The 18,028-nt window shown below is 75.8% G+C and carries 19 protein-coding genes; 13 read left to right on the forward strand and 6 right to left on the reverse strand.

Annotated elements, in window-relative coordinates; translation table 11 throughout:
* Positions 1-7 precede the first annotated feature (7 nt).
* Positions 8-841: an alpha/beta hydrolase family protein gene (locus NFX44_RS09370; protein WP_262283086.1), complete on the reverse strand. Its 834-nt coding sequence runs from the start codon at positions 839-841 to the stop codon at positions 8-10.
* A 95-nt stretch (positions 842-936) separates the two neighbouring features.
* Here NFX44_RS09370 and NFX44_RS09375 point away from each other — a divergent pair, with 95 nt between their 5' ends.
* A complete protein-coding gene (locus NFX44_RS09375) occupies positions 937-1,596 on the forward strand; it encodes a hypothetical protein (RefSeq protein WP_262283087.1) in 660 nt (219 codons plus the stop codon).
* A gap of 85 nt (positions 1,597-1,681) precedes the next feature.
* On the opposite strand, the gene NFX44_RS09380 is transcribed toward NFX44_RS09375, so the two are convergent.
* Positions 1,682-1,978, reverse strand: a complete 297-nt coding sequence (locus NFX44_RS09380; protein WP_262283088.1) for a type VII secretion target — start codon at positions 1,976-1,978, stop codon at positions 1,682-1,684.
* Positions 1,979-2,142: 164 nt separating this feature from the next.
* Between NFX44_RS09380 and NFX44_RS09385 the strand changes: the two genes are divergently transcribed.
* The 12 genes from NFX44_RS09385 to NFX44_RS09440 all read left to right on the forward strand — a co-directional run bounded on the left by NFX44_RS09385 (position 2,143) and on the right by NFX44_RS09440 (position 13,841).
* Positions 2,143-2,511 carry a holo-ACP synthase gene (locus NFX44_RS09385; RefSeq protein WP_262283089.1) on the forward strand — a complete coding sequence of 123 codons (369 nt, stop codon included), beginning with the start codon at positions 2,143-2,145 and terminating at the stop codon, positions 2,509-2,511.
* Positions 2,512-2,575: 64 nt separating this feature from the next.
* Positions 2,576-4,045 (forward strand): NAD(P)H-hydrate dehydratase, encoded by a 1,470-nt coding sequence (locus NFX44_RS09390; RefSeq protein ID WP_262283090.1) that lies wholly within the window; start codon positions 2,576-2,578, stop codon positions 4,043-4,045.
* 72 nt (positions 4,046-4,117) lie between these two features.
* Positions 4,118-5,236 carry an alanine racemase gene (gene alr / locus NFX44_RS09395; RefSeq protein WP_262283091.1) on the forward strand — a complete coding sequence of 373 codons (1,119 nt, stop codon included), beginning with the start codon at positions 4,118-4,120 and terminating at the stop codon, positions 5,234-5,236.
* A 55-nt stretch (positions 5,237-5,291) separates the two neighbouring features.
* The gene (locus tag NFX44_RS09400) at positions 5,292-6,383 is read left to right on the forward strand and encodes an alpha/beta fold hydrolase (RefSeq protein WP_262283092.1); all 1,092 of its coding nucleotides are present in this window, start codon (positions 5,292-5,294) and stop codon (positions 6,381-6,383) included.
* Between the two features lie 114 nt (positions 6,384-6,497).
* On the forward strand, positions 6,498-6,980 hold the full coding sequence (tsaE, locus tag NFX44_RS09405) for a tRNA (adenosine(37)-N6)-threonylcarbamoyltransferase complex ATPase subunit type 1 TsaE (RefSeq protein WP_262283093.1): 483 nt from the start codon (positions 6,498-6,500) through the stop codon (positions 6,978-6,980).
* A 62-nt stretch (positions 6,981-7,042) separates the two neighbouring features.
* On the forward strand, positions 7,043-7,744 hold the full coding sequence (ung, locus tag NFX44_RS09410; RefSeq protein ID WP_262283094.1) for a uracil-DNA glycosylase: 702 nt from the start codon (positions 7,043-7,045) through the stop codon (positions 7,742-7,744).
* Positions 7,745-7,866: 122 nt separating this feature from the next.
* Positions 7,867-8,544 carry a tRNA (adenosine(37)-N6)-threonylcarbamoyltransferase complex dimerization subunit type 1 TsaB gene (tsaB, locus tag NFX44_RS09415; protein ID WP_262283095.1) on the forward strand — a complete coding sequence of 226 codons (678 nt, stop codon included), beginning with the start codon at positions 7,867-7,869 and terminating at the stop codon, positions 8,542-8,544.
* Positions 8,541-8,993: a ribosomal protein S18-alanine N-acetyltransferase gene (gene rimI / locus NFX44_RS09420; protein ID WP_262283096.1), complete on the forward strand. Its 453-nt coding sequence runs from the start codon at positions 8,541-8,543 to the stop codon at positions 8,991-8,993. Before tsaB ends, rimI begins: the two co-directional genes overlap by 4 nt.
* Before the next feature lie 5 nt (positions 8,994-8,998).
* The gene (gene tsaD / locus NFX44_RS09425; RefSeq protein WP_262283097.1) at positions 8,999-10,045 is read left to right on the forward strand and encodes a tRNA (adenosine(37)-N6)-threonylcarbamoyltransferase complex transferase subunit TsaD; all 1,047 of its coding nucleotides are present in this window, start codon (positions 8,999-9,001) and stop codon (positions 10,043-10,045) included.
* Positions 10,046-10,064: 19 nt separating this feature from the next.
* Positions 10,065-10,319 (forward strand): hypothetical protein, encoded by a 255-nt coding sequence (locus NFX44_RS09430; protein ID WP_151464624.1) that lies wholly within the window; start codon positions 10,065-10,067, stop codon positions 10,317-10,319.
* A gap of 70 nt (positions 10,320-10,389) precedes the next feature.
* Positions 10,390-12,096, forward strand: coding sequence for an ABC transporter ATP-binding protein (locus NFX44_RS09435; protein WP_262283098.1), 1,707 nt, complete (start codon positions 10,390-10,392; stop codon positions 12,094-12,096).
* The gene (locus NFX44_RS09440; protein WP_262283099.1) at positions 12,093-13,841 is read left to right on the forward strand and encodes an ABC transporter ATP-binding protein; all 1,749 of its coding nucleotides are present in this window, start codon (positions 12,093-12,095) and stop codon (positions 13,839-13,841) included. The genes NFX44_RS09435 and NFX44_RS09440 overlap by 4 nt, the downstream gene beginning before the upstream one ends.
* Before the next feature lie 50 nt (positions 13,842-13,891).
* Here NFX44_RS09440 and NFX44_RS09445 read toward each other — a convergent pair whose 3' ends face one another.
* From NFX44_RS09445 to NFX44_RS09460, 4 genes are all read right to left on the reverse strand, one after another.
* The gene (locus tag NFX44_RS09445; protein ID WP_262283100.1) at positions 13,892-14,629 is read right to left on the reverse strand and encodes a DUF4142 domain-containing protein; all 738 of its coding nucleotides are present in this window, start codon (positions 14,627-14,629) and stop codon (positions 13,892-13,894) included.
* Positions 14,630-14,734: 105 nt separating this feature from the next.
* The gene (locus tag NFX44_RS09450; protein ID WP_262283101.1) at positions 14,735-15,916 is read right to left on the reverse strand and encodes an ROK family protein; all 1,182 of its coding nucleotides are present in this window, start codon (positions 15,914-15,916) and stop codon (positions 14,735-14,737) included.
* Positions 15,917-15,942: 26 nt separating this feature from the next.
* The gene (locus tag NFX44_RS09455) at positions 15,943-17,202 is read right to left on the reverse strand and encodes a sugar ABC transporter permease (protein WP_262283102.1); all 1,260 of its coding nucleotides are present in this window, start codon (positions 17,200-17,202) and stop codon (positions 15,943-15,945) included.
* Complete coding sequence (locus NFX44_RS09460) at positions 17,199-18,014, reverse strand: ATP-binding cassette domain-containing protein (protein ID WP_262283103.1); 816 nt, start codon at positions 18,012-18,014, stop codon at positions 17,199-17,201. Before NFX44_RS09460 ends, NFX44_RS09455 begins: the two co-directional genes overlap by 4 nt.
* Positions 18,015-18,028: the final 14 nt, after the last annotated feature.

The following is an 18,028-nucleotide window of genomic DNA, read 5'->3' on the forward strand; positions in this document are numbered from 1 at the left end:
GGTGCGGTCACCGGCCCAGCACGATCCGGGCCATCCCGTCCAGCGCGGGGTTGCCGGGATCCCAGTAGCCGGCGTGCCCGTGGGGCCCGCTCGGGAAGCGCCGGCCCCCGAAGCCGGGAGAGCTCGGGTCCGCGCCGAACCAGAGCCGGTCGTCGTGCGGATCGAGCAGCGCGGCCGCCGGGCCGAGCGGCGTGCCGGCCAGCACCGCCCGGCGGGCCAGCTCGTCGGGCGGCCGGGCCAGCCGGATCACGTCGTCCGGCGCGGTGGCGGCCCAGACCTGGCCGGGCGGCATCCGCAGCTCGGCCGCCCGGTCGACGCCCACCCCGGGAGAGCCCACGAAGACCAGGGCGTCGGCGCTCAGCCCGTGGTCCCGGGCCGCGGTGCCGACCACCACCGAGCCGTAGCTGTGCCCCAGCACGGTCTGCCGGGCCGGCGGCCCCTCGTGCGAGGCGCGCAGCCCCTCCTGGAACCGGTGCAGGGCCGGCCCGGCGTCCTCGGCCTGCCGCCCGCGCGCCGCCTCGGGCAGGAAATCCGGCGCGTCGTAGTCCAGCCAGAGCACGGCCGCCGCCTCCGTGCCCGGCTCGACCGCCGCGCACCGGTCCAGCACCCGGGCGGCCCGGCCCAGCTCGCCCGGTGCGTCGGCGAGGTCCGCGGTCATCCCCGGCACGTAGGTCAGCACGGCGCCGGCCCGGTCCGGGTTGCCGAGCGCCACCACCGCCCGCCCGTCGCCGGCCGGGTCCAACCCCAGGAGGTACGCCCGCGGCGCCCCGGGCGCGGCCAGCCGCTCGCCGAGCCCGTCGAGGCCGCGCAGCGCCGCCTCCACGGCGGCGAGCCGGGCCAACCGGGCCAGTTCGAGGGGCCCGGCCGGCCGCGGACGCAGCAGCCCGGCGCGCCGCCGCGCCAGCTCGGCCCGGACGCCGGGCCAGCAGCAGCCGGTTGGCCTGGTCGCGGGCCGCCCCGGGCACCCCGTCGAGCCGGCCGACCCGGTCCGGCTCGCGGCTGACCAGCCACCGGCGCTCCGCCGGGGTGAGGCCGGCCCACCACCGGCCCACCTCGACCGGCCCGGCCCCGGGCGGTGGTCGCCAGGCCGGCGGGACGCTCACCCAGCCGGTCACCGCCGCCGTCGCCAGCTCCGCCAGGCGGCCTGCGGCCTCCCGGTCCGCCGCACCGGCCAGCGCCAGCGCGGCCCGGATCTCGGCGCCCACCTGCGCCACCGCCGGGCCGGCCAGCCAGGCGGGCCGGGCGCGCGCCGGGTCCGGCCGCACCGCACCGGCCCGGTCCACCAGCAGGTTGCCGGCGTCGGCGTGCGCCACGGCGGCGCCGAGCCGGGCCTTGGCCGCGGCCACCCGGGCGGCGAACTCGGCGAGCACCTGGTCGACCTCGACGAGCGCGGGCAGCACGTCGGTCAGCGCCGTGCGCAGCTCGCCGATCCGCCCCTGCGCGGTGGCCGAGGCCGCGCCCGACCAGCCCGGACGCAGTGCGCCGATCCGGGCGTCCAGCCCCTCGGCGCGGCGCCCGACCGGGCCGGTGAGCCCCCGCCAGGCCGCTCCGGCGGCGGCCCAGGCTCCCGGGTCGGCCCGCCAGAGCTGCGCGTAGCCGACCGGCGGCACGTCGGCCGCCCGCTCGCCCAGCCGGTCCGGTGGATGCCCTCGTCGGGCCGGGCGGAAGCCGGCGGCCGCGCTCACCGGGGGAGCCCGGCCAGACGGCGGGCGGCCCGCTCGTCCACCGCCTCGTAGCCCTCGGCGGCGGCCCGGACCGCCTCGGCGGTGGCCGCCACCCGCGCGGCGAGCGACCCGCACCAGCGCTGCACCGCCGCCTCCAGCTCGGCCAGCGTCGCCCCGGCCCGCCAGCCGTCGGCCGGCACCACGAGCCCCGGCTCGGTGGCCGGACCGCGGGCCAGCCGGTAGGCGTCGTCGGCCAGCTCCCGGGCCACCCCGCGCAACAGCTCCGGCTCGACGCTGAACGGCTCATCGCCCATCGGTGACCTCCCTGCGACCCGGCGGACGGACAGCGGGGACGCTACGGCCCGGCGGACCACCCACGCCGGCCCTGTGGACAACGGGCGGTGGGGCGTACGCCGGGTTTTCCACAGGGGTCGTCCACGGCGGATCCGCGGCCCGGAGCGCCGGTAGGGTGAGGTCCGTGATCGTGGCAGTCGGCATCGACGTCGTGCTGGTGGACCGGTTCGCCCGGTCCCTGGCGCGCACGCCGTCGCTCGGCGACCGGCTCTTCACCGAGGCCGAGCGCCACACCGGCTCCGGCGCCCCGCGCTCGCCGGAGTCCTTGGCCGCCCGGTTCGCGGCCAAGGAGGCGGTGGCCAAGGCGCTCGGCGCGCCGGCCGGGCTCAACTGGCACGACTGTGAGGTCGCCTCCGACCCGGACGGCCGCCCCTGGCTGACCGTGTCCGGCACGGTGGCCGCCGCCGCGGCCGAACGTGGGATCAACCGCTGGCACCTGTCGCTGTCGCACGACGGCGGGATCGCGTCGGCCATGGTGGTGGCGGAACAGTGAGCCGACCCGGCGGGCCGGTCGGCCGGTCCGGGACGAACGGGACGAACGGACGGGACGGGGTGGCATGAGACCGGTGTGGCGGGTCGCGGACGTACGCGCGGCGGAGGCGGGCCTGATGGCCACCCTGCCGCCCGGGGCGCTCATGCAGCGGGCCGCCGCCGGGCTGGCCCGCCGCTGCGCGCTGCTGCTCGGCGAGCGGGGCGGTGTCTACGGCGCCCGGGTGCTGCTGCTGGTCGGCTCCGGCGACAACGGTGGCGACGCCCTCTACGCGGGCGCGCACCTGGCCCGCCGGGGCGCCGCGGTCGCCGCCCTGCTGCTCACCCCCGGCCGGGCGCACGGGGAGGGGCTGGCCGCGCTGCGGGCCGCCGGCGGGAACGTCGTCGACCGGCCGCCGGCCGTGGTGGACCTGGTGCTCGACGGGATCGTCGGGATCGGCGGCACCGGCGGGCTCCGGGAGACCGCCGACCAGCTGGCCGCGAGCCTCGCGGAGCGGATCGGGCGGGACGGCACGCGGGCCACGGTGGTCGCGGTGGACGTGCCGAGCGGCGTCGCGGTGGACACCGGGCATGTGCCGCCGACGGCCTCCGGCCGGCCCTGCGCGGTGCGTGCCGACGTGACGGTCACCTTCGGCGCGCTCAAGCCGGCCCTGGTGGTCGGCCCGGCCGCGCCGCTCGCCGGGCACGTCGAGCTGGTCGACATCGGGCTGACGCCCTGGCTGCGCGGCACCCCGGCGCTGCGCGTCACCGAGTGGTCCGACCTGGTCGACTGGTGGCCCCGGCTCGGCCCGTCCTCGGAGAAGTACAGCCGGGGCGTGGTCGGGGTGGCGACCGGCTCGGCCACCTACCCCGGCGCCGCGGTGCTCTCGGTGAGCGGCGCCCTCTCCGGCCCCACCGGCATGGTCCGCTACGCGGGCGGCGCCCGCGCGGAGGTGCTGCACCAGCACCCGTCGGTGATCGCCACCGAGCGGGTCGCCGACGCCGGCCGGGTGCAGGCCTGGATCTGCGGCTCGGGGCTGGGCACCGGCGAGGCGTCCGCCGCCGAGCTGCGCGCGGTGCTCGCCGCGCCGGTGCCGGTGGTGCTCGACGCCGACGCGCTCACCCTGCTGGTCGACGGCAAGCTGGCGGACCGGCTGCGCGGGCGGGACGCGCCGATCGTGGTGACCCCGCACGACCGCGAGTACGCCCGGCTGTGCGGCGAGACCCCGGGAGCGGACCGGGTCGGGGCGGCGCTCCGGCTGGCCGCCTGGATGAACGCGGTGGTGCTGCTCAAGGGCGACCGCACGATCATCGGCACCCCCGACGGCCGGGCCTACGTCAACCCGACCGGCACCCCGGTGCTCGCCACCGGGGGCACCGGCGACGTGCTGGCCGGGCTGCTCGGCTCGCTGCTCGCCACCGGGCTGGCCCCGGAGCGGGCGGCCGCCGCGGCGGCGTACCTGCACGGGCTGGCCGGCCGGGAGGCGGCGCGCGGCGGCCCGGTGACCGCACCCGACGTGGCGACCGCGCTGCGCCCGGTGCTGGCCCGCCTGCCCTGACACGGCGGCGGCCGACAGGCCGGCCGCGCGGCTCGCGGCCACGGTGATCACCCGCGGAAGTAGGCTGGGGGCATGTGGCAGTCGGAGGTGCGCGTCGACCTGGACGCGATCCGGGAGAACGTGGCCCGGCTCAAGTCGGGCACCAGCGCCGAGCTGATGGCGGTGGTCAAGGGCGACGGCTACGGCCACGGCATGGTGCCGGCGGCCCGCGCGTCGCTCGACGCCGGGGCGGACTGGCTCGGCGTGTGCACCCTCGACGAGGCGCTCCTGCTGCGCCAGGAGGGGATCACCGCGCCCGTGCTGGCCTGGCTGCTCGACCCGGGGCTGCCGCTGCACGACGGGGTCGCGGTCGGTGTCGACCTGGGCTGCGCCAGCCTCACCCAGCTCGACGAGATGATCGAGGCGGGCCGGCGGGCGGGCCGCCCGGCCCGGCTGCACCTCAAGATCGACACGGGGCTCGCCCGGGGCGGCGCCACCGTGGCCGACTGGCCGGCGCTGCTGGAGGCCGCCGCGAAGGCCCAGGCCGACGGCCTGGTCGAGGTGGTCGGGGTGTGGAGCCACTTCGTGTACGCGGACTCGCCCGGCCACCCCACCACGGACCGGCAGTTGGCGGTGTTCCACGAGGGGCTGGAGATGGTGGAGCGGGCCGGGTTGCGCCCCCGCTACCGGCACCTGGCCAACTCGGCGGCCACCCTGACCCGCCCGGACACCCACTTCGATCTGGTCCGTCCCGGCCTGGCCGTCTACGGTCTCTCCCCGATCGAGGGCGAGCGGTTCGGCCTGCGCCCGGCGATGACCGCCCGGGCCCGGGTGATGCTGACCAAGCGGGTCCCGGCCGGCACCGGCGTCTCGTACGGCCACATCTACCGGACCGAGCAGGAGGCGAACCTGGCGGTCGTCCCGCTCGGCTACGCCGACGGGGTGCCCCGGCACGCCTCGAACACCGGGCCGGTGCAGCTCGGCGGCAAGCGGCGGACCATCTCCGGGCGGGTCTGCATGGACCAGTTCGTCGTCGACTGCGGCGAGGACGAGGTGGCCGCCGGGGACGTGGCGACCCTCTTCGGCAGCGGCGCGGACGGCGAGCCCACCGCCGACGACTGGGCCGAGGCGGTCGGCACCATCAACTACGAGATCGTGACCCGGTTCGGGGGCGTCCGGGTGCCCCGCGTCTACGACGGCGAGCGCCCGTGAGCGCGAGGAGTGAGCCGGGGTTGCGAGCCCCGCAGTCGCGAGCCGAGGTGGCACGGTGAGCCAGCGGTTCCGGATTCCCCGGCCGCGTTCCGCTGCCGGCCGGGTCGCCGGGGTGGTCGGCGCGGCGCTCGGGGTGGCCGCCGCCGGGCTCGCCGCCGGGGTGGTGAGCGAGCGGGTCCTGATCCGCCGCCTCAAGTCCGACCCCGCGGATCCCTACGCCGACGAGGTCTTCGGCGACCTGCGCCACGACGCGGCGTACGCGCTGGAGATGCCGGACGGCACCGACATCCACGTGGAGGTGGTCGAGCCGACCCGCCCGGTCGCCGGGCACCCGACCGTGGTGCTCGTGCACGGTTTCTGCCTGGACATGGGCACGTTCCACTTCCAGCGCAAGCTGCTCGCCGCGCGCGGCGACTACCGGGTCGTCGCCTACGACCAGCCCGGGCACGGCCGCTCCGGGAAGCTGGAGGGCGGCGACTACGACCTGGCCGCGCTGGGCCACACCCTGCGCCGGGTGATCGACGAGGTGGCCCCGGAGGGGCCGCTGGTGCTGATCGGCCACTCGATGGGCGGCATGACGATCATGGCGCTGGCCGAGCTCTACCCGGAGCTGTTCGGCGACCGGGTGGTCGGCACGGTGCTGATGGCCACCTCGGGCGGGCTGCTCGCGGAGACCAAGCTGGTGGCGCCCGCGCTGCTCGGCCGGGTCGGTGCACCGGTGATCTACATGATGAGCAACGCCACCCGGTACGGCGCACCGGTGATCGACAAGGCCCGCAAGTCGACCTCCAACGTCGCCTGGCTGCTCACCCGCAGGTACGGCTTCGGCACGGCGAAGCCCAGCCCGGCCCTGGTGTCGTACGTCGAGACGATGAACTCCCGCACGTCGGCCGACACGGTCACCCGCTACCTGCGCACCCTGGCCACCCACTCCCGGTTCCCGGCGCTGGCCGCGCTGGCCGGCACGCCGGTGCTGGTGATCGTGGGGGACAAGGACATGATCACGCCGGTGACCCACTCCGAGGAGATCGTGCGGCGGCTGCCGCACGCCGAGTTCGTGAAGATCCATGACAGCGGGCACGTGGTGATGCTGGAGCACGCCGACCAGGTGAACGCGGCGCTGGAAAGGTTCCTGGAGTCGCTGTGAGCGCGAGGAGTGAGCCGGGGTTGCGAGCCCCGCAGTCGCGAGCCGAGGTGGCGTTGTGAGCGCGAGGAGTGAGCCGGGGTTGCGAGCCCCGCAGTCGCGAGCCGAGGTGCCACGGTGAGCGTGGTGCTGGAGTTGAAGACGGTCGACGACACCCACGAGTTCGGCCGCCGGCTGGCCGGTGTGCTGCGCGCCGGTGACCTGCTGCTGCTCAGCGGGCCGCTGGGCGCCGGCAAGACGGCGCTGACCCAGGGCATCGGCGCCGGCCTCGGGGTGCGCGGTGACATCACCTCGCCGACCTTCGTGATCGCCCGGGTGCACCGGCCGGATCCGGCCCGGGGCGGCCGGGTGAGCCTGGTGCACGCCGACGCGTACCGGCTGGGGGAGTCGGCCGACCCGCGCGCCGAGATCGACGACCTGGACCTGGACGCCTCGGTGGACGAGGCGGTCACCGTGGTGGAGTGGGGCGAGGGGATGGTCGAGCAGCTGGTCGACGCCCACCTGCGGGTGCGCATCGACCGCCGGGACGACGACACCCGGGTGGTGACGCTGGAGCCGGTCGGTGGCGACTGGGCGCGGCGCCTGGCCACCCTGGACTGACCCCCTGTCGTACCCGCTGCCTACAGTGCCGGGGACCGATCCGACGCGGTGAAAGGCTGCCGATGCCCGACGACGCTCCTACCCTCGATCTGCTGGCGCTCCTCCCGGACGCCTGGCGGGCGGCGCTCACCCCGCACCTCGACCCGGCCCGCACCGCCGCGCTGGCCGAGTTCGTCGGCGGGGAATACGCGACCCGCACGGTCTTCCCGCCGGTCGAGGACCTGTTCTCCGCCTACCGGCTGTGCGGGCCGGCGGAGACCCGGGTGCTGATCCTGGGGCAGGACCCCTACCACAAGGCGGGGCAGGCGCACGGGCTGAGCTTCAGCGTGCGCGAGGGGGTGGCGGTGCCGCCGTCGCTGCGCAACGTCTTCAAGGAGCTGGGCGAGGACCTGGGTGTGCCGAAGCCGGCCGGCGGCAACCTGAGCGGCTGGGCGGCGCAGGGCGTGCTGCTGCTCAACGCGGTGCTCACCGTCCGGCAGGCCACCCCGGGCTCGCACGCCAACCGGGGCTGGGAGGAGTTCACCGACGCCACCATCCGGGCCCTCGACGCGCTCGACCGCCGGGTGGTCTTCCTGCTCTGGGGCAGCTACGCGCGCAAGAAGGCCGCCCTGGTCACCAACCCGCACCACGTGGTGCTGGAGGCCGGCCACCCGAGCCCGATGAACCCGCGCGGCTTCCTGGGCAGCCGCCCGTTCAGCGCCGCCAACAAGGCGCTCGCCGACGCCGGCCTGCCCACCGTCGACTGGGAGCGCACCGCCGGCTGACCCCGTGCTCAGCGGCCGGTTGCCGCGTCGCCGGTCCGCGCCCGGAGCGCCTCGGGAGCGGGGTCGCGAGGCGGGAGGGGCGTCACCGCCGGTAACCGGGGCGGCGACTAGGCTGGCATACCGTGCTCGTACTCGTGGTGGACTCCTCGACGCCCGCGGTGACCGCGGCGCTGGTCGAGGTCTCGGCGGACGGCGTCGCGGCCCGCGCGCAGCGGTGCACGGTCGACGCCCGGGCGCACGGCGAGCTGCTCGCCCCGCAGGTCGACGCGGTGCTGGCGGACGTCGACGCCCGCCCCGCCGACCTGGCCGCGATCGTCGCCGGGCTCGGTCCGGGGCCGTTCACCGGCCTGCGGGTCGGCCTGGTCACCGCCGCCACGATGGGCCAGGTGCTCGGCATCCCCACGTACGGGGTGTGCTCGCTGGACGGGATCGGCCACCCGGCGGCGGCCGGCGAGCCGGTCCTGGCGGCCAGCGACGCCCGCCGCCGGGAGGTCTACTGGGCCGTCTACGACGGCGCCGGCCAGCGCATCGCCGGGCCGAACGTGGACACCCCGGCGGTCGCCGCGGAGCGGGCCCGGGGTCTGGCCGTCACGGTGGCCGTCGGTGACGGCGCCCACCGGTACGCCGACGTCCTCGGCCTGCCGGTCCGGGAGGAGCCGCGCTACCCGGACGCCCTGGCGCTGGCCCGCCTGGCCGCCGAGCGGATCCGCGCGGGCGCACCCGGCGAGCCGCTCACCCCGCTCTACCTGCGCCGCCCGGACGCGGTGGCGGCCACCGGCCACAAGCCGGTCCTGCAATGAGCCAGGTGCGTCTGGGCCGGTTCCGCTGGTGGCACGTCGAGGAGGTGCTGCCCCTGGAGGCGGACCTGTTCGGCGCCGAGCGGTGGTCCCCGGCGATGTTCTGGAACGAGCTGGCCAGCGGCCATCACTACCTGGTCGCCACCGACGACGACGGCACGGTGCTCGGCTACGCCGGGCTGATGGTGGCTCCGCCCGACGAGGCCTGGGTGCAGAACATCGCGGTCCGCCGGGACGCGCAGCGCCGGGGGATCGGCCGGCTGCTGCTGGAGGCGTTGCTCGCCGAGGCGGCCCGGCGCGGGGTGCGCAGCACGCTGCTGGAGGTCGCCGCCGACAACGCCCCCGCCCAGCGGCTCTACGCGATGTACGGCTTCGAGCCGATCGGCGTGCGCCGCGGCTACTACCAACCGAGCAACACCGACGCGCTGGTCATGCAGCGCAACGAGGACTGACGCGCATGGCAGACGAACCACTGATCCTCGGCATCGAGACGTCCTGCGACGAGACCGGGGTGGGCATCGTCCGCGGGCACACCCTGCTCGCGGACGCGCTCGCCTCCAGCGTCGAGGAGCACGCCCGGTTCGGCGGCGTGGTGCCCGAGGTGGCCAGCCGCGCCCACCTGGAGGCCATCGTGCCGACCATGGACCGGGCGTTGCGCGAGGCCGGGGTGACGATCGCCGACATCGACGCGATCGCCGTGACCTCCGGGCCGGGCCTGGCCGGCGCGCTGCTCGTCGGGGTCGCCGCCGCCAAGGGGTACGCGGTGGCTGCCGAGAAGCCGGTGTACGGGGTGAACCACCTGGCCGCGCACGTGGCCGTGGACACCCTGGAGCACGGCCCGCTGCCCGAGCCGGCCATCGCCCTGCTGGTCTCCGGCGGGCACTCCTCGCTGCTGCGCGTCGACGACCTGGCCCGCGAGGTCACCCCGCTCGGCGCGACCATCGACGACGCGGCCGGCGAGGCGTTCGACAAGGTGGCCCGGCTGCTCGGGCTGCCCTTCCCCGGCGGCCCGTTCATCGACCGGGAGGCGCGGGCCGGCGATCCGGCGGCGATCGCCTTCCCGCGCGGGCTGACCGCGCCCAAGGACCTGGCCGGGCACCGCTTCGACTTCTCCTTCTCGGGCCTGAAGACGGCGGTGGCCCGCTGGGTGGAGGCCCGGCAGCGGGCCGGCGAGCCGGTGCCGGTGGCCGACGTGGCCGCGTCCTTCCAGGAGGCGGTGTGCGACGTGCTGGTCGGCAAGGCGCTGGATGCCTGCCGGAGCAGCGGCATCGACACGCTGGTGATCGGCGGCGGGGTGGCCGCCAACTCGCGGCTGCGGGCGATGGCCGAGCACCGGGCGGCGAAGCACGGCGTCCGGGTGCGTACGCCCCGGCCGAAGCTCTGCACCGACAACGGCGCCATGGTGGCCGCGCTCGGCTCGCACCTGGTCGCCGCGGGCGTCGCCCCGAGCCGGCTGGACCTGCCCGCCGACTCCGCCATGCCGCTGACCGTGGTCAGTGTCTGAGGCCGGGGAGGGGACCGACGTGATCGTCCGGATGTGGGAGGCGAAGGCCGAGCCGTACGGGTTCGCCGACCTGATCACCTGGGTGTGCGAGACCGCGCTGCCCGAGTTCGAGCACGAACCGCTGCACCTGTCGAGCGAGGTGTTCTCCTCGACCGACCACCGCGTGGTGGTGATCTCGAAGTGGCGGAGCAGCCCGCGGGAGCTGCCCGAGCCACCCATGCGGTTGGTCGCCCGGCCGCCGCACAGCTGGGACTTCACGCAGGTCGATCGCTGACCCGGAGCCGGCACGGCCGGCGGAAACTGGTTGGCGTCCGCCCCGGTCCGGCACCTAGCGTCGGGTGGTCATGCGCTTCTCACCGGCCGGCGATCCCGGCACTCCCGACGCCCGGTCCGCCACCCGTTACCTGGTCTGGCTCGCCGGTCGGCACCCCGTGTACTTCGGCGCCGCCATCACCCTCGGTGTCGTCTGGATGCTCGCCCAGGCGCTGATGCCGGCCGCCGTCGGCCGGGCCGTCGACGCGGGCCTCGCCCACCGCGACCCGGACGCCCTGCTCCGCTGGGGCCTGGTCCTCCTCGGGCTGGGCGTCGTCCAGGCGACCGCCGGCATCCTGCGGCACCGCTGCGCCGTGCACAACTGGCTCGGCGCCGCGTACCGGACCGTGCAGGTCACCGTGGACGCCACCAACCGGCTCGGCGCCGCGCTGCCCCGCCGGGTCGCCGCGGGCGAGGTGGTGAGCATCGGCACGGCCGACATCGAGCACATCGGCAGCGCCATCGACATCACTGCCCGGGGCACCGGCGCGGTGGTCGCCATCGCCACCGTGGCGGTGATCCTGCTCACCGCCTCCCTGCCGCTCGGCCTCGTGGTGGTGCTCGGCGTGCCGCTGCTCATGGCGCTGGTGGCGCTGCTCATCCGGCCGCTGCACCGGCAGCAGGCGGCGTACCGGGAGTCAACCGGTGAGCTGACCGCGCGGGCCGGCGACATCGTGTCCGGGCTGCGGGTGCTGCGCGGGGTGGGCGGTGAGCCGGTGCTGGGCGCCCGCTACCGGGAGCAGTCCCAGACGCTGCGGGCCGACGGCCTGCGGGTGGCCCGGGTGGAGTCGCTCATCCAGGCCGCGCAGATCCTGCTGCCCGGCGTCTTCGTGGTGCTGGTGACCTGGCTCGGGGCCCGGTTCGCGCTGCGCGGCGAGATCAGCGCCGGCCAGCTGGTCTCCTTCTACGGCTACACGGCGTTCCTGGTCAGCCCGCTGCGCAACCTCACCGAGGCGGCCGACAAGCTGACCCGAGGGCACGTCGCGGCCCGCCGGGTGGTGCGGCTGCTCCGCCTCGCACCGGAGTTCACCGACCCGGCCCGCCCGGTGCCGGTGCCCGAGGGGCCGGGCGAGCTGGTGGACGTGCGCTCCGGGCTGGTGCTGCGGCCGGGCCGGCTCACCGCGCTGGCCGGCACCGCGCCCGAGGACGCGGCCGAGATCGCCGACCGGCTGGGCCGGTACGCCGACGGAGACGTGACGCTGCACGGCGTACCGCTGCGGGACGTGGCGCTGGCGACGGTGCGTGAGCGGATCCTGGTGGCCGACAACGACGCGCAGCTGTTCAGCGGCGCCCTCCGCGCGGAGCTGGACCCGCACGACCGGGCGGATCGCCCCGCCATCGAGGCGGCGCTGGTCGCGGCGAGCGCCACCGACATCGTCGAGGCGCTGCCCGGCGGCCTGGACAGCCCGGTCGCCGAGCGCGGCCGGGAATTCTCCGGCGGGCAGCGGCAGCGGCTGCGGCTGGCCCGGGCACTGGTCGCCGACCCGGAGACGCTGGTGCTGGTCGAGCCGACCAGCGCGGTGGACGCGCACACCGAGGCGCGGATCGCCGACCGGCTGGCCGCCGCCCGGCGCGGGCGGACGACGCTGGTCTGCACGACCAGCCCGCTGGTGCTCGGCCGCGCCGAGCACGTGGTGTTCGTGGAGGACGGCAAGGTGGTCGCCGAGGGTCGCCACGACGAGCTGCTCGCCGCCGAGCCCCGGTACCGGGCCGCGGTGAGCCGGGAGGAGGACCGGTGAGCAACGCCCTGCCCGTCGCCGACGCGCAGCAGGTCCGCCGGTACGCGCGGGAGCTGGTCCGCCGGCACCCGCGCGGCCTGGCCACCGCGCTCGGCCTGCACGCGCTCGCCGCGGCCGCCGGCCTGGTCGCGCCCCGGCTCCTCGGCGACCTGGTCGAGGGGATCTCGCGCGGGGTCGGGGCGGTCACCGTGGACCGGGTGGCCCTGGCCATCGCCGGCTTCGTGGTCGCCCAGTCGGTGCTGGTCCGCTTCGCCCACCTGGCCTCGGCCCGGCTCGGGGAGCGGGTCCTCGCCGAGCTGCGCGAGGAGTTCGTCGACCGGGTGCTCGCCCTGCCGCTGTCCACCGTGGAGCGGGCCGGCACGGGCGACCTGCTCACCCGCACCTCCCGGGATGTCGCCGCGCTCTCCCGGACGGTCCGGTTCGCCGCGCCGGAGACACTGATCTCGGCGCTCACCGTGCTGCTGATCCTCGGCGCGCTGGTGCTGACCGGCCCGCTGCTGGTGCTGCCCTGCCTGCTCGCCGTGCCGATGCTGGTCGCCGGCACCCGCTGGTACCTGCGCCGGGCACCGGCCGGCTACCTGCGGGAGAACGCCGCGTACTCCGACATCACCGACGGGATCAGCGAGACGGTCGAGGGGGCGCGGACCACCGAGGCGCTGCGCCAGCAGGCCCGCCGTCGCGCCCGGTCCGACGCCGACATCCGCCGGTCGTACGCGGCCGAGTACTACACGCTGCGCCTGCGGACGGTCTTCTTCCCGGTCGCCGAGATCGGCTACCTGCTGCCGGTGGTCGGCACCCTGCTGCTCGGCGGCTGGTTCTACCTGGAGGGCTGGGCCAGCCTCGGCCAGGTCACCGCGGCCACCCTCTACGCCCAGCAGCTGGTGGACCCGGTCGACCGGCTGCTGTCGTGGCTGGACGAGTTCCAGGTCGGCGGCGCCTCGCTGGCCCGGCTGCTCGGCGTGGCCGGCGAGCCGGCGGACGCCGCCGCCCCGGGGCCCGACCGGCGGCCGGTCTCCGACGACGGGCGGCTCGCCGCCCACGACGTCCGGTACGCGTACCGCGCCGGCCACGACGTGCTGCACGGGGTGACCCTGGTGCCCCGGCCGGGGGAGAAGCTGGCCATGGTCGGCCCGTCCGGCGCGGGGAAGTCCACGCTGGGCCGGCTGCTGGCCGGGGTGCACGAGCCGCGCGCCGGCAGCGTGACCGTGGACGGCCGGCCACTGTCCGGGCTGCCCCTGGCCGAGCTGCGCACCCACGTCGCGCTGGTCAGCCAGGAGCACCACGTCTTCATCGGCACCCTCGCCGACAACGTGGCGATGGTCCGCCCGGACGCCGGCCTCGCCGAGGTGCGCGCGGCGCTCGCCGCGGTCGACGCGCGGGACTGGGCGGAGGCGCTGCCGGACGGGCTCGACACCCGGGTCGGCGCGGGCGGGCATCCGCTCTCGCCGGCGCAGGCGCAGCAGGTCGCGCTGGCGCGGCTGGTGCTCGCCGACCCGCACACCCTGGTGTTGGACGAGGCCACCTCGCTGATCGACCCGCGGGCGGCCCGGGCGCTGGAACGTTCGCTGGCCGCCGTGCTCCAGGGCCGGACCGTCATCGCCATCGCGCACCGGCTCTTCTCCGCCCACGACGCGGACCGGGTGGCGGTGGTCGAGGACGGCCGGATCACCGAGCTGGGTTCGCACGACGAGCTGGTCGCGGCCGGTGGCTCGTACGCCGCCCTGTGGCGGTCCTGGCACGGCTGAGCGAAAGGCCCCACCGGGCACACCGGTGGGGCCTTGAGCGTGCCGCGCGGTCAGGAGCGGCGGAGCAGCCGCCAGGTCGCGTACCCGCCGGTGGCCAGGGCCAGCAGGAAGACGGCCCACACCACGGTGGTGCTGACCTGGATCCCGCCGCCGCTGCCGACGTTGGCGCCGGCCGCGGCGATCAGCGAGTCGCTCTGCGCCGGGGGCATCGCGGGCGGCGGGAGCTGCTGCCAGCGGACCAGCCCGGTGCTCTCCAGCATCAGCATGTGGTTGGTGACGAAGGTGTTCGTCTGGTCGGCGAGCTTGCGCACGATCGGGTCCCGGGTGCTGGCCCGGACCGCCCCGATCACCGGGAAGATGTTGCCGTGCGCGACCCGCAGCCGGGTCACGAAGATCTGGTCGAACTGGGCGCCGGTGGCGTTCTGCATCTCGGTCAGCCAGCCCTGCTGCTGGGTGGTCGGGGTGGTCGGCAGGGTGGCGCCCAGCTTGTTCGCGGCCTCGACCACGAGCTGGTCGAGGACGCCGTGCTGGCGTGCGATCTCCGCGCCGATCTCCCGTACCCGCTTCGACTGGCCCTTCTCGGCGGCCATCTGCCCGGCCGGCATCTCCCAGAGCCCGGCCAGCCGTACCCCGTTGAGCAGCGTCATGTCGGCGGCGTTGAGCTGTACGACAGGGTTGGGCGCGGCCTGTGCCGCGCCGGGAAGAACGCCGATCCCCGCGGTGAGCGCGACGAGCAGCAGGATCACCCGGTGCGCCAGCCGGCGGCGTGCGGATTCCAGCGGTGCCATGGTGGGGGTGCCTCCTCGGTCCGGACCGGTACGCGGATGTCGCGGGCGGGCCGCACCCGCCGGCCGCCCGTCCGCACACTGGTACGGATCACGAGCCCGATCAGTTCAGCCGACGTCGAGCGGGTCGGCGAGGAGGCGTTCGAAGGCCAGCTCGGCGGCGCCGATCAGCGCCGCGTCGTCACCGAGCTTCGGGGTGCGCAGCCGCACGTGTTCCAGGCAGGCGGGCAGCCCGTTGGAGTTGAGCCGGCTGCGCACCTGGGCGGCGGCGGCCAGGTAGAGGTCGCGCATGGTGCCGCCGAAGATGACCATCTCCGGGTTGAAGATGTTGACCAGGTTGGCCACGCCGAAGCCGAGCCAGTCGCCGGCCTGCCGCACGGCGGTCTGGGCCCGCGCGTCGCCCCGGTCGGCGGCGTCGAAGACCGCCAGCAGCGCCTCCCGGCCCCGGGCGTCGGAGCGGCCGGCGGCGCGGAGCAGCCCGTGCTCGCCGATCTCGGTCTCCCAGCAGCCGCGCCGCCCGCAGTCGCACCGCATCCCGTCGCGGACCACCACCATGTGGCCGACCTCGCCGCTGTAGCCGCCGTGCCCGGTGAGCCGCCGGCCGCCGGCGATGATGCCGGCGCCGACGCCGACGTCCCCGTAGAGGTAGATGACGTTGTCGCAGCCGGCGGCAACGCCGCGGGCGTGCTCGGCGAAGGCGGCCACGTCGGCCACGTTGCCCACCGTGATGGGCACGTCGACACCCAGCTCGGCGGCGAGCGCCGCGCCGAGCGGCTCGTCCACCCAGCCGGTGGTCGGGCTGAGCCGGACCAGCCCGTCCTCGCGGCGGACCATGCCGCAGACCGCCACGCCGGCCCCGACGCAGATGGAGTCGGGCGGCACCGCCCGGTGCATCTCCCGGACCGCGTCGGCCAGCAGCGGCGCGGCGTCCCCGGCGACCAGGTTCCGCGGCCGGTCGAGTTCCCGGCGGTCGAGCACCTCACCGCCGAGCCCGACCCGCGCGACGCGCAGCCGGTCCACCTCGACGCTGTACGCGTACGCGTAGACCCGGGCCGACTCGGGCCGGACGACCAGCGAGGGTCGTCCGGCCCGGCCGGTCTCCTTCGGCGTCCCCTCGCTGACCAGACCGGCGCCGGCCAGGTCGGCGGTCAGCGCGCCGATGGTGCTGCGGTTGAGGCCGAGCGCGGTGGTCAGCTCCGCGCGGCTGGTGGCGCCCCGGACGTGCACGTACCGGAGCAGTGCGCCCAGGTTCTGCCGACGGATCTCGTCCTGGCTCGGTCCCGCACGCATCGCCACCGTCATGTTCCGTGCCGGGTTCAGCGGGTGCCGGTCGCGGCGGCCCGCCGGCGGGACAGCGCGTCGATGGTGGCGGCGGCGAGCAGGACCACGCCGGTGACCACGTACTTCACGCCCGAGCTGTAGCCCATCAGTCCCATACCGTTGTCGATGACCGCGACCACCGCGCCGCCGAGCACGGCGTCGAGGATGCGGCCCTTGCCGCCGAAGAGGCTGGTGCCGCCGATCACCGCCGCGCCGACGGCGTAGAGCAGTACGTTACTGCCACCGGTGTTGGGGTCCACCGAGTTGGCCCGGCTGGCCGCCACGATGCCGCCGATCGCCGCCATCGTCGAGCAGATGACGAAGACGGAGGTGCGGATCCGGTCGACGTTGATGCCGGCCCGGCGGGCGGCCTCGGCGTTGCCGCCGACCGCGTAGACGTGCCGGCCGTAGCTGGTGCGCTGGAGCACGAAGGTCCAGAGGACCAGCAGCAGCGCGATGATCGGTACCACGATCGGCACGCCCTTGAGCGAGACGACCAGGACGTTGCGGCTGCGCTCCAGGTTCAGCACGTAGACCGCGGCGCCGAGGATGACCGCGAGGCCGGCGATCCGGGCGGCCACCACCGCGATCGGGTCGGTGAGCAGGCCACGGGCGGCCCGGTTGCGGTGCCGCAGCAGCTGCACGGCCGCGTACCCGGCGAGGGCCACCGCGGCCAGCGCCCAGCCGATCGCGGGGCTGAGATTGCGGTTCGCGATGGCGAGGATGGTGTCGTCCCGCACCGAGATGTTGGAGCCCTCCTTCATGAGCATCAGCACGATGCCCTGGAAGGCCAGGAAGCCGGCCAGAGTGACCACGAAGGACGGGATGCCGACCTTCGCCACCAGCAGGCCGAGCACGGTACCGATCACCACGCCGGTGACGACGGCGGCGAGCATCGCCACGTACCACGGATAGCCGCGCTCGGTGACGGCGTTGGCCAGGATGGCCGCGCAGACGCCGCTGGCGAAGCCGGCGGAGAGGTCGATCTCGCCGAGCAGCAGGACGAAGATCAGGCCCATCGCGATCAGGGTGGTCGCCGCGCCCTGGGTGAACAGGTTGGCGAAGTTGCCGGCCGTGAAGAACGACGGGCGGGCGATCGAGAAGCCGACCGCGAGCGCGAGCAGCATGAACACCGCGGGCAGCGCGCCGATGTCGCCACCGCGTACCCGGCGCCAGTAGTTGCTGAGGTGGGTGCCGAGGGTGGGCGCCGGCGTGACCGCGGCGGGGCCTTCCCTCTTGACGGCGGTGGTGGTCATCGGACGGCTCCTGGAGTCGTGTCGGCGGGCGCGGCGCCGGTGCCGTTGCTGCCCGAATCGGCGAGGCCGAGGTTGCCGGAGCGACCGGCGGTGATCAGCTCGACCACCTGGGCGTGCGTGATGTCGCTGGTCTTCACCTGGGCGACCATCTGGCCGAGGTAGAGCGCGGCGATGCGGTCGGAGACCGCGAAGACGTCGTTCATGTTGTGCGAGATGAGCACCACGGCCAGGCCGTTGTCGGCGAGCCGGCGGACCAGCTCCAGCACCTGCGCGGTCTGGGCGACGCCGAGGGCGGCGGTGGGCTCGTCCAGGATGACCAGCTTGCTGTTCCAGAGCACGGCCTTGGCGATGGCAACGGTCTGCCGCTGCCCGCCGGAGAGGCTGGACACGTGCTGGCGCAGCGACTTGACGGTCCGCACGCTCAGCCCGGCCAGGGTCTCGGCGGCCATCTGCTCCATGGTCGGCTCGTCGAGCACGATGCCGCTGCGCTTCTCGCGGCCGAGGAACATGTTCTGCACGATGTCGAGGTTGTCGCAGAGCGCGAGGTCCTGGTAGACGACCTCGATGCCCAGCGCTGCGGCGTCGCGCGGGCTGTTGATGCTCACCGGCCGGCCGTCGAAGCGGAACTCCCCGCCGTCGGTGGGGTAGATGCCGCTGATGCACTTGACCAGGGTCGACTTGCCGGCGCCGTTGTCGCCGACCAGCGCGGTCACCTCGCCTGGGTACGCGGTGAAGGCCACATCGCGCAGCACCTGGACGGGACCGAAGCTCTTGTCGATCCCGCGTAGCTCCAGCAGGGGGGTTGCGGACACGGGGTTCTCCTTCG

It is taken from the genome of Micromonospora sp. MA102, assembly GCF_025460765.1.
GTDB lineage: Bacteria > Actinomycetota > Actinomycetes > Mycobacteriales > Micromonosporaceae > Micromonospora > Micromonospora halotolerans.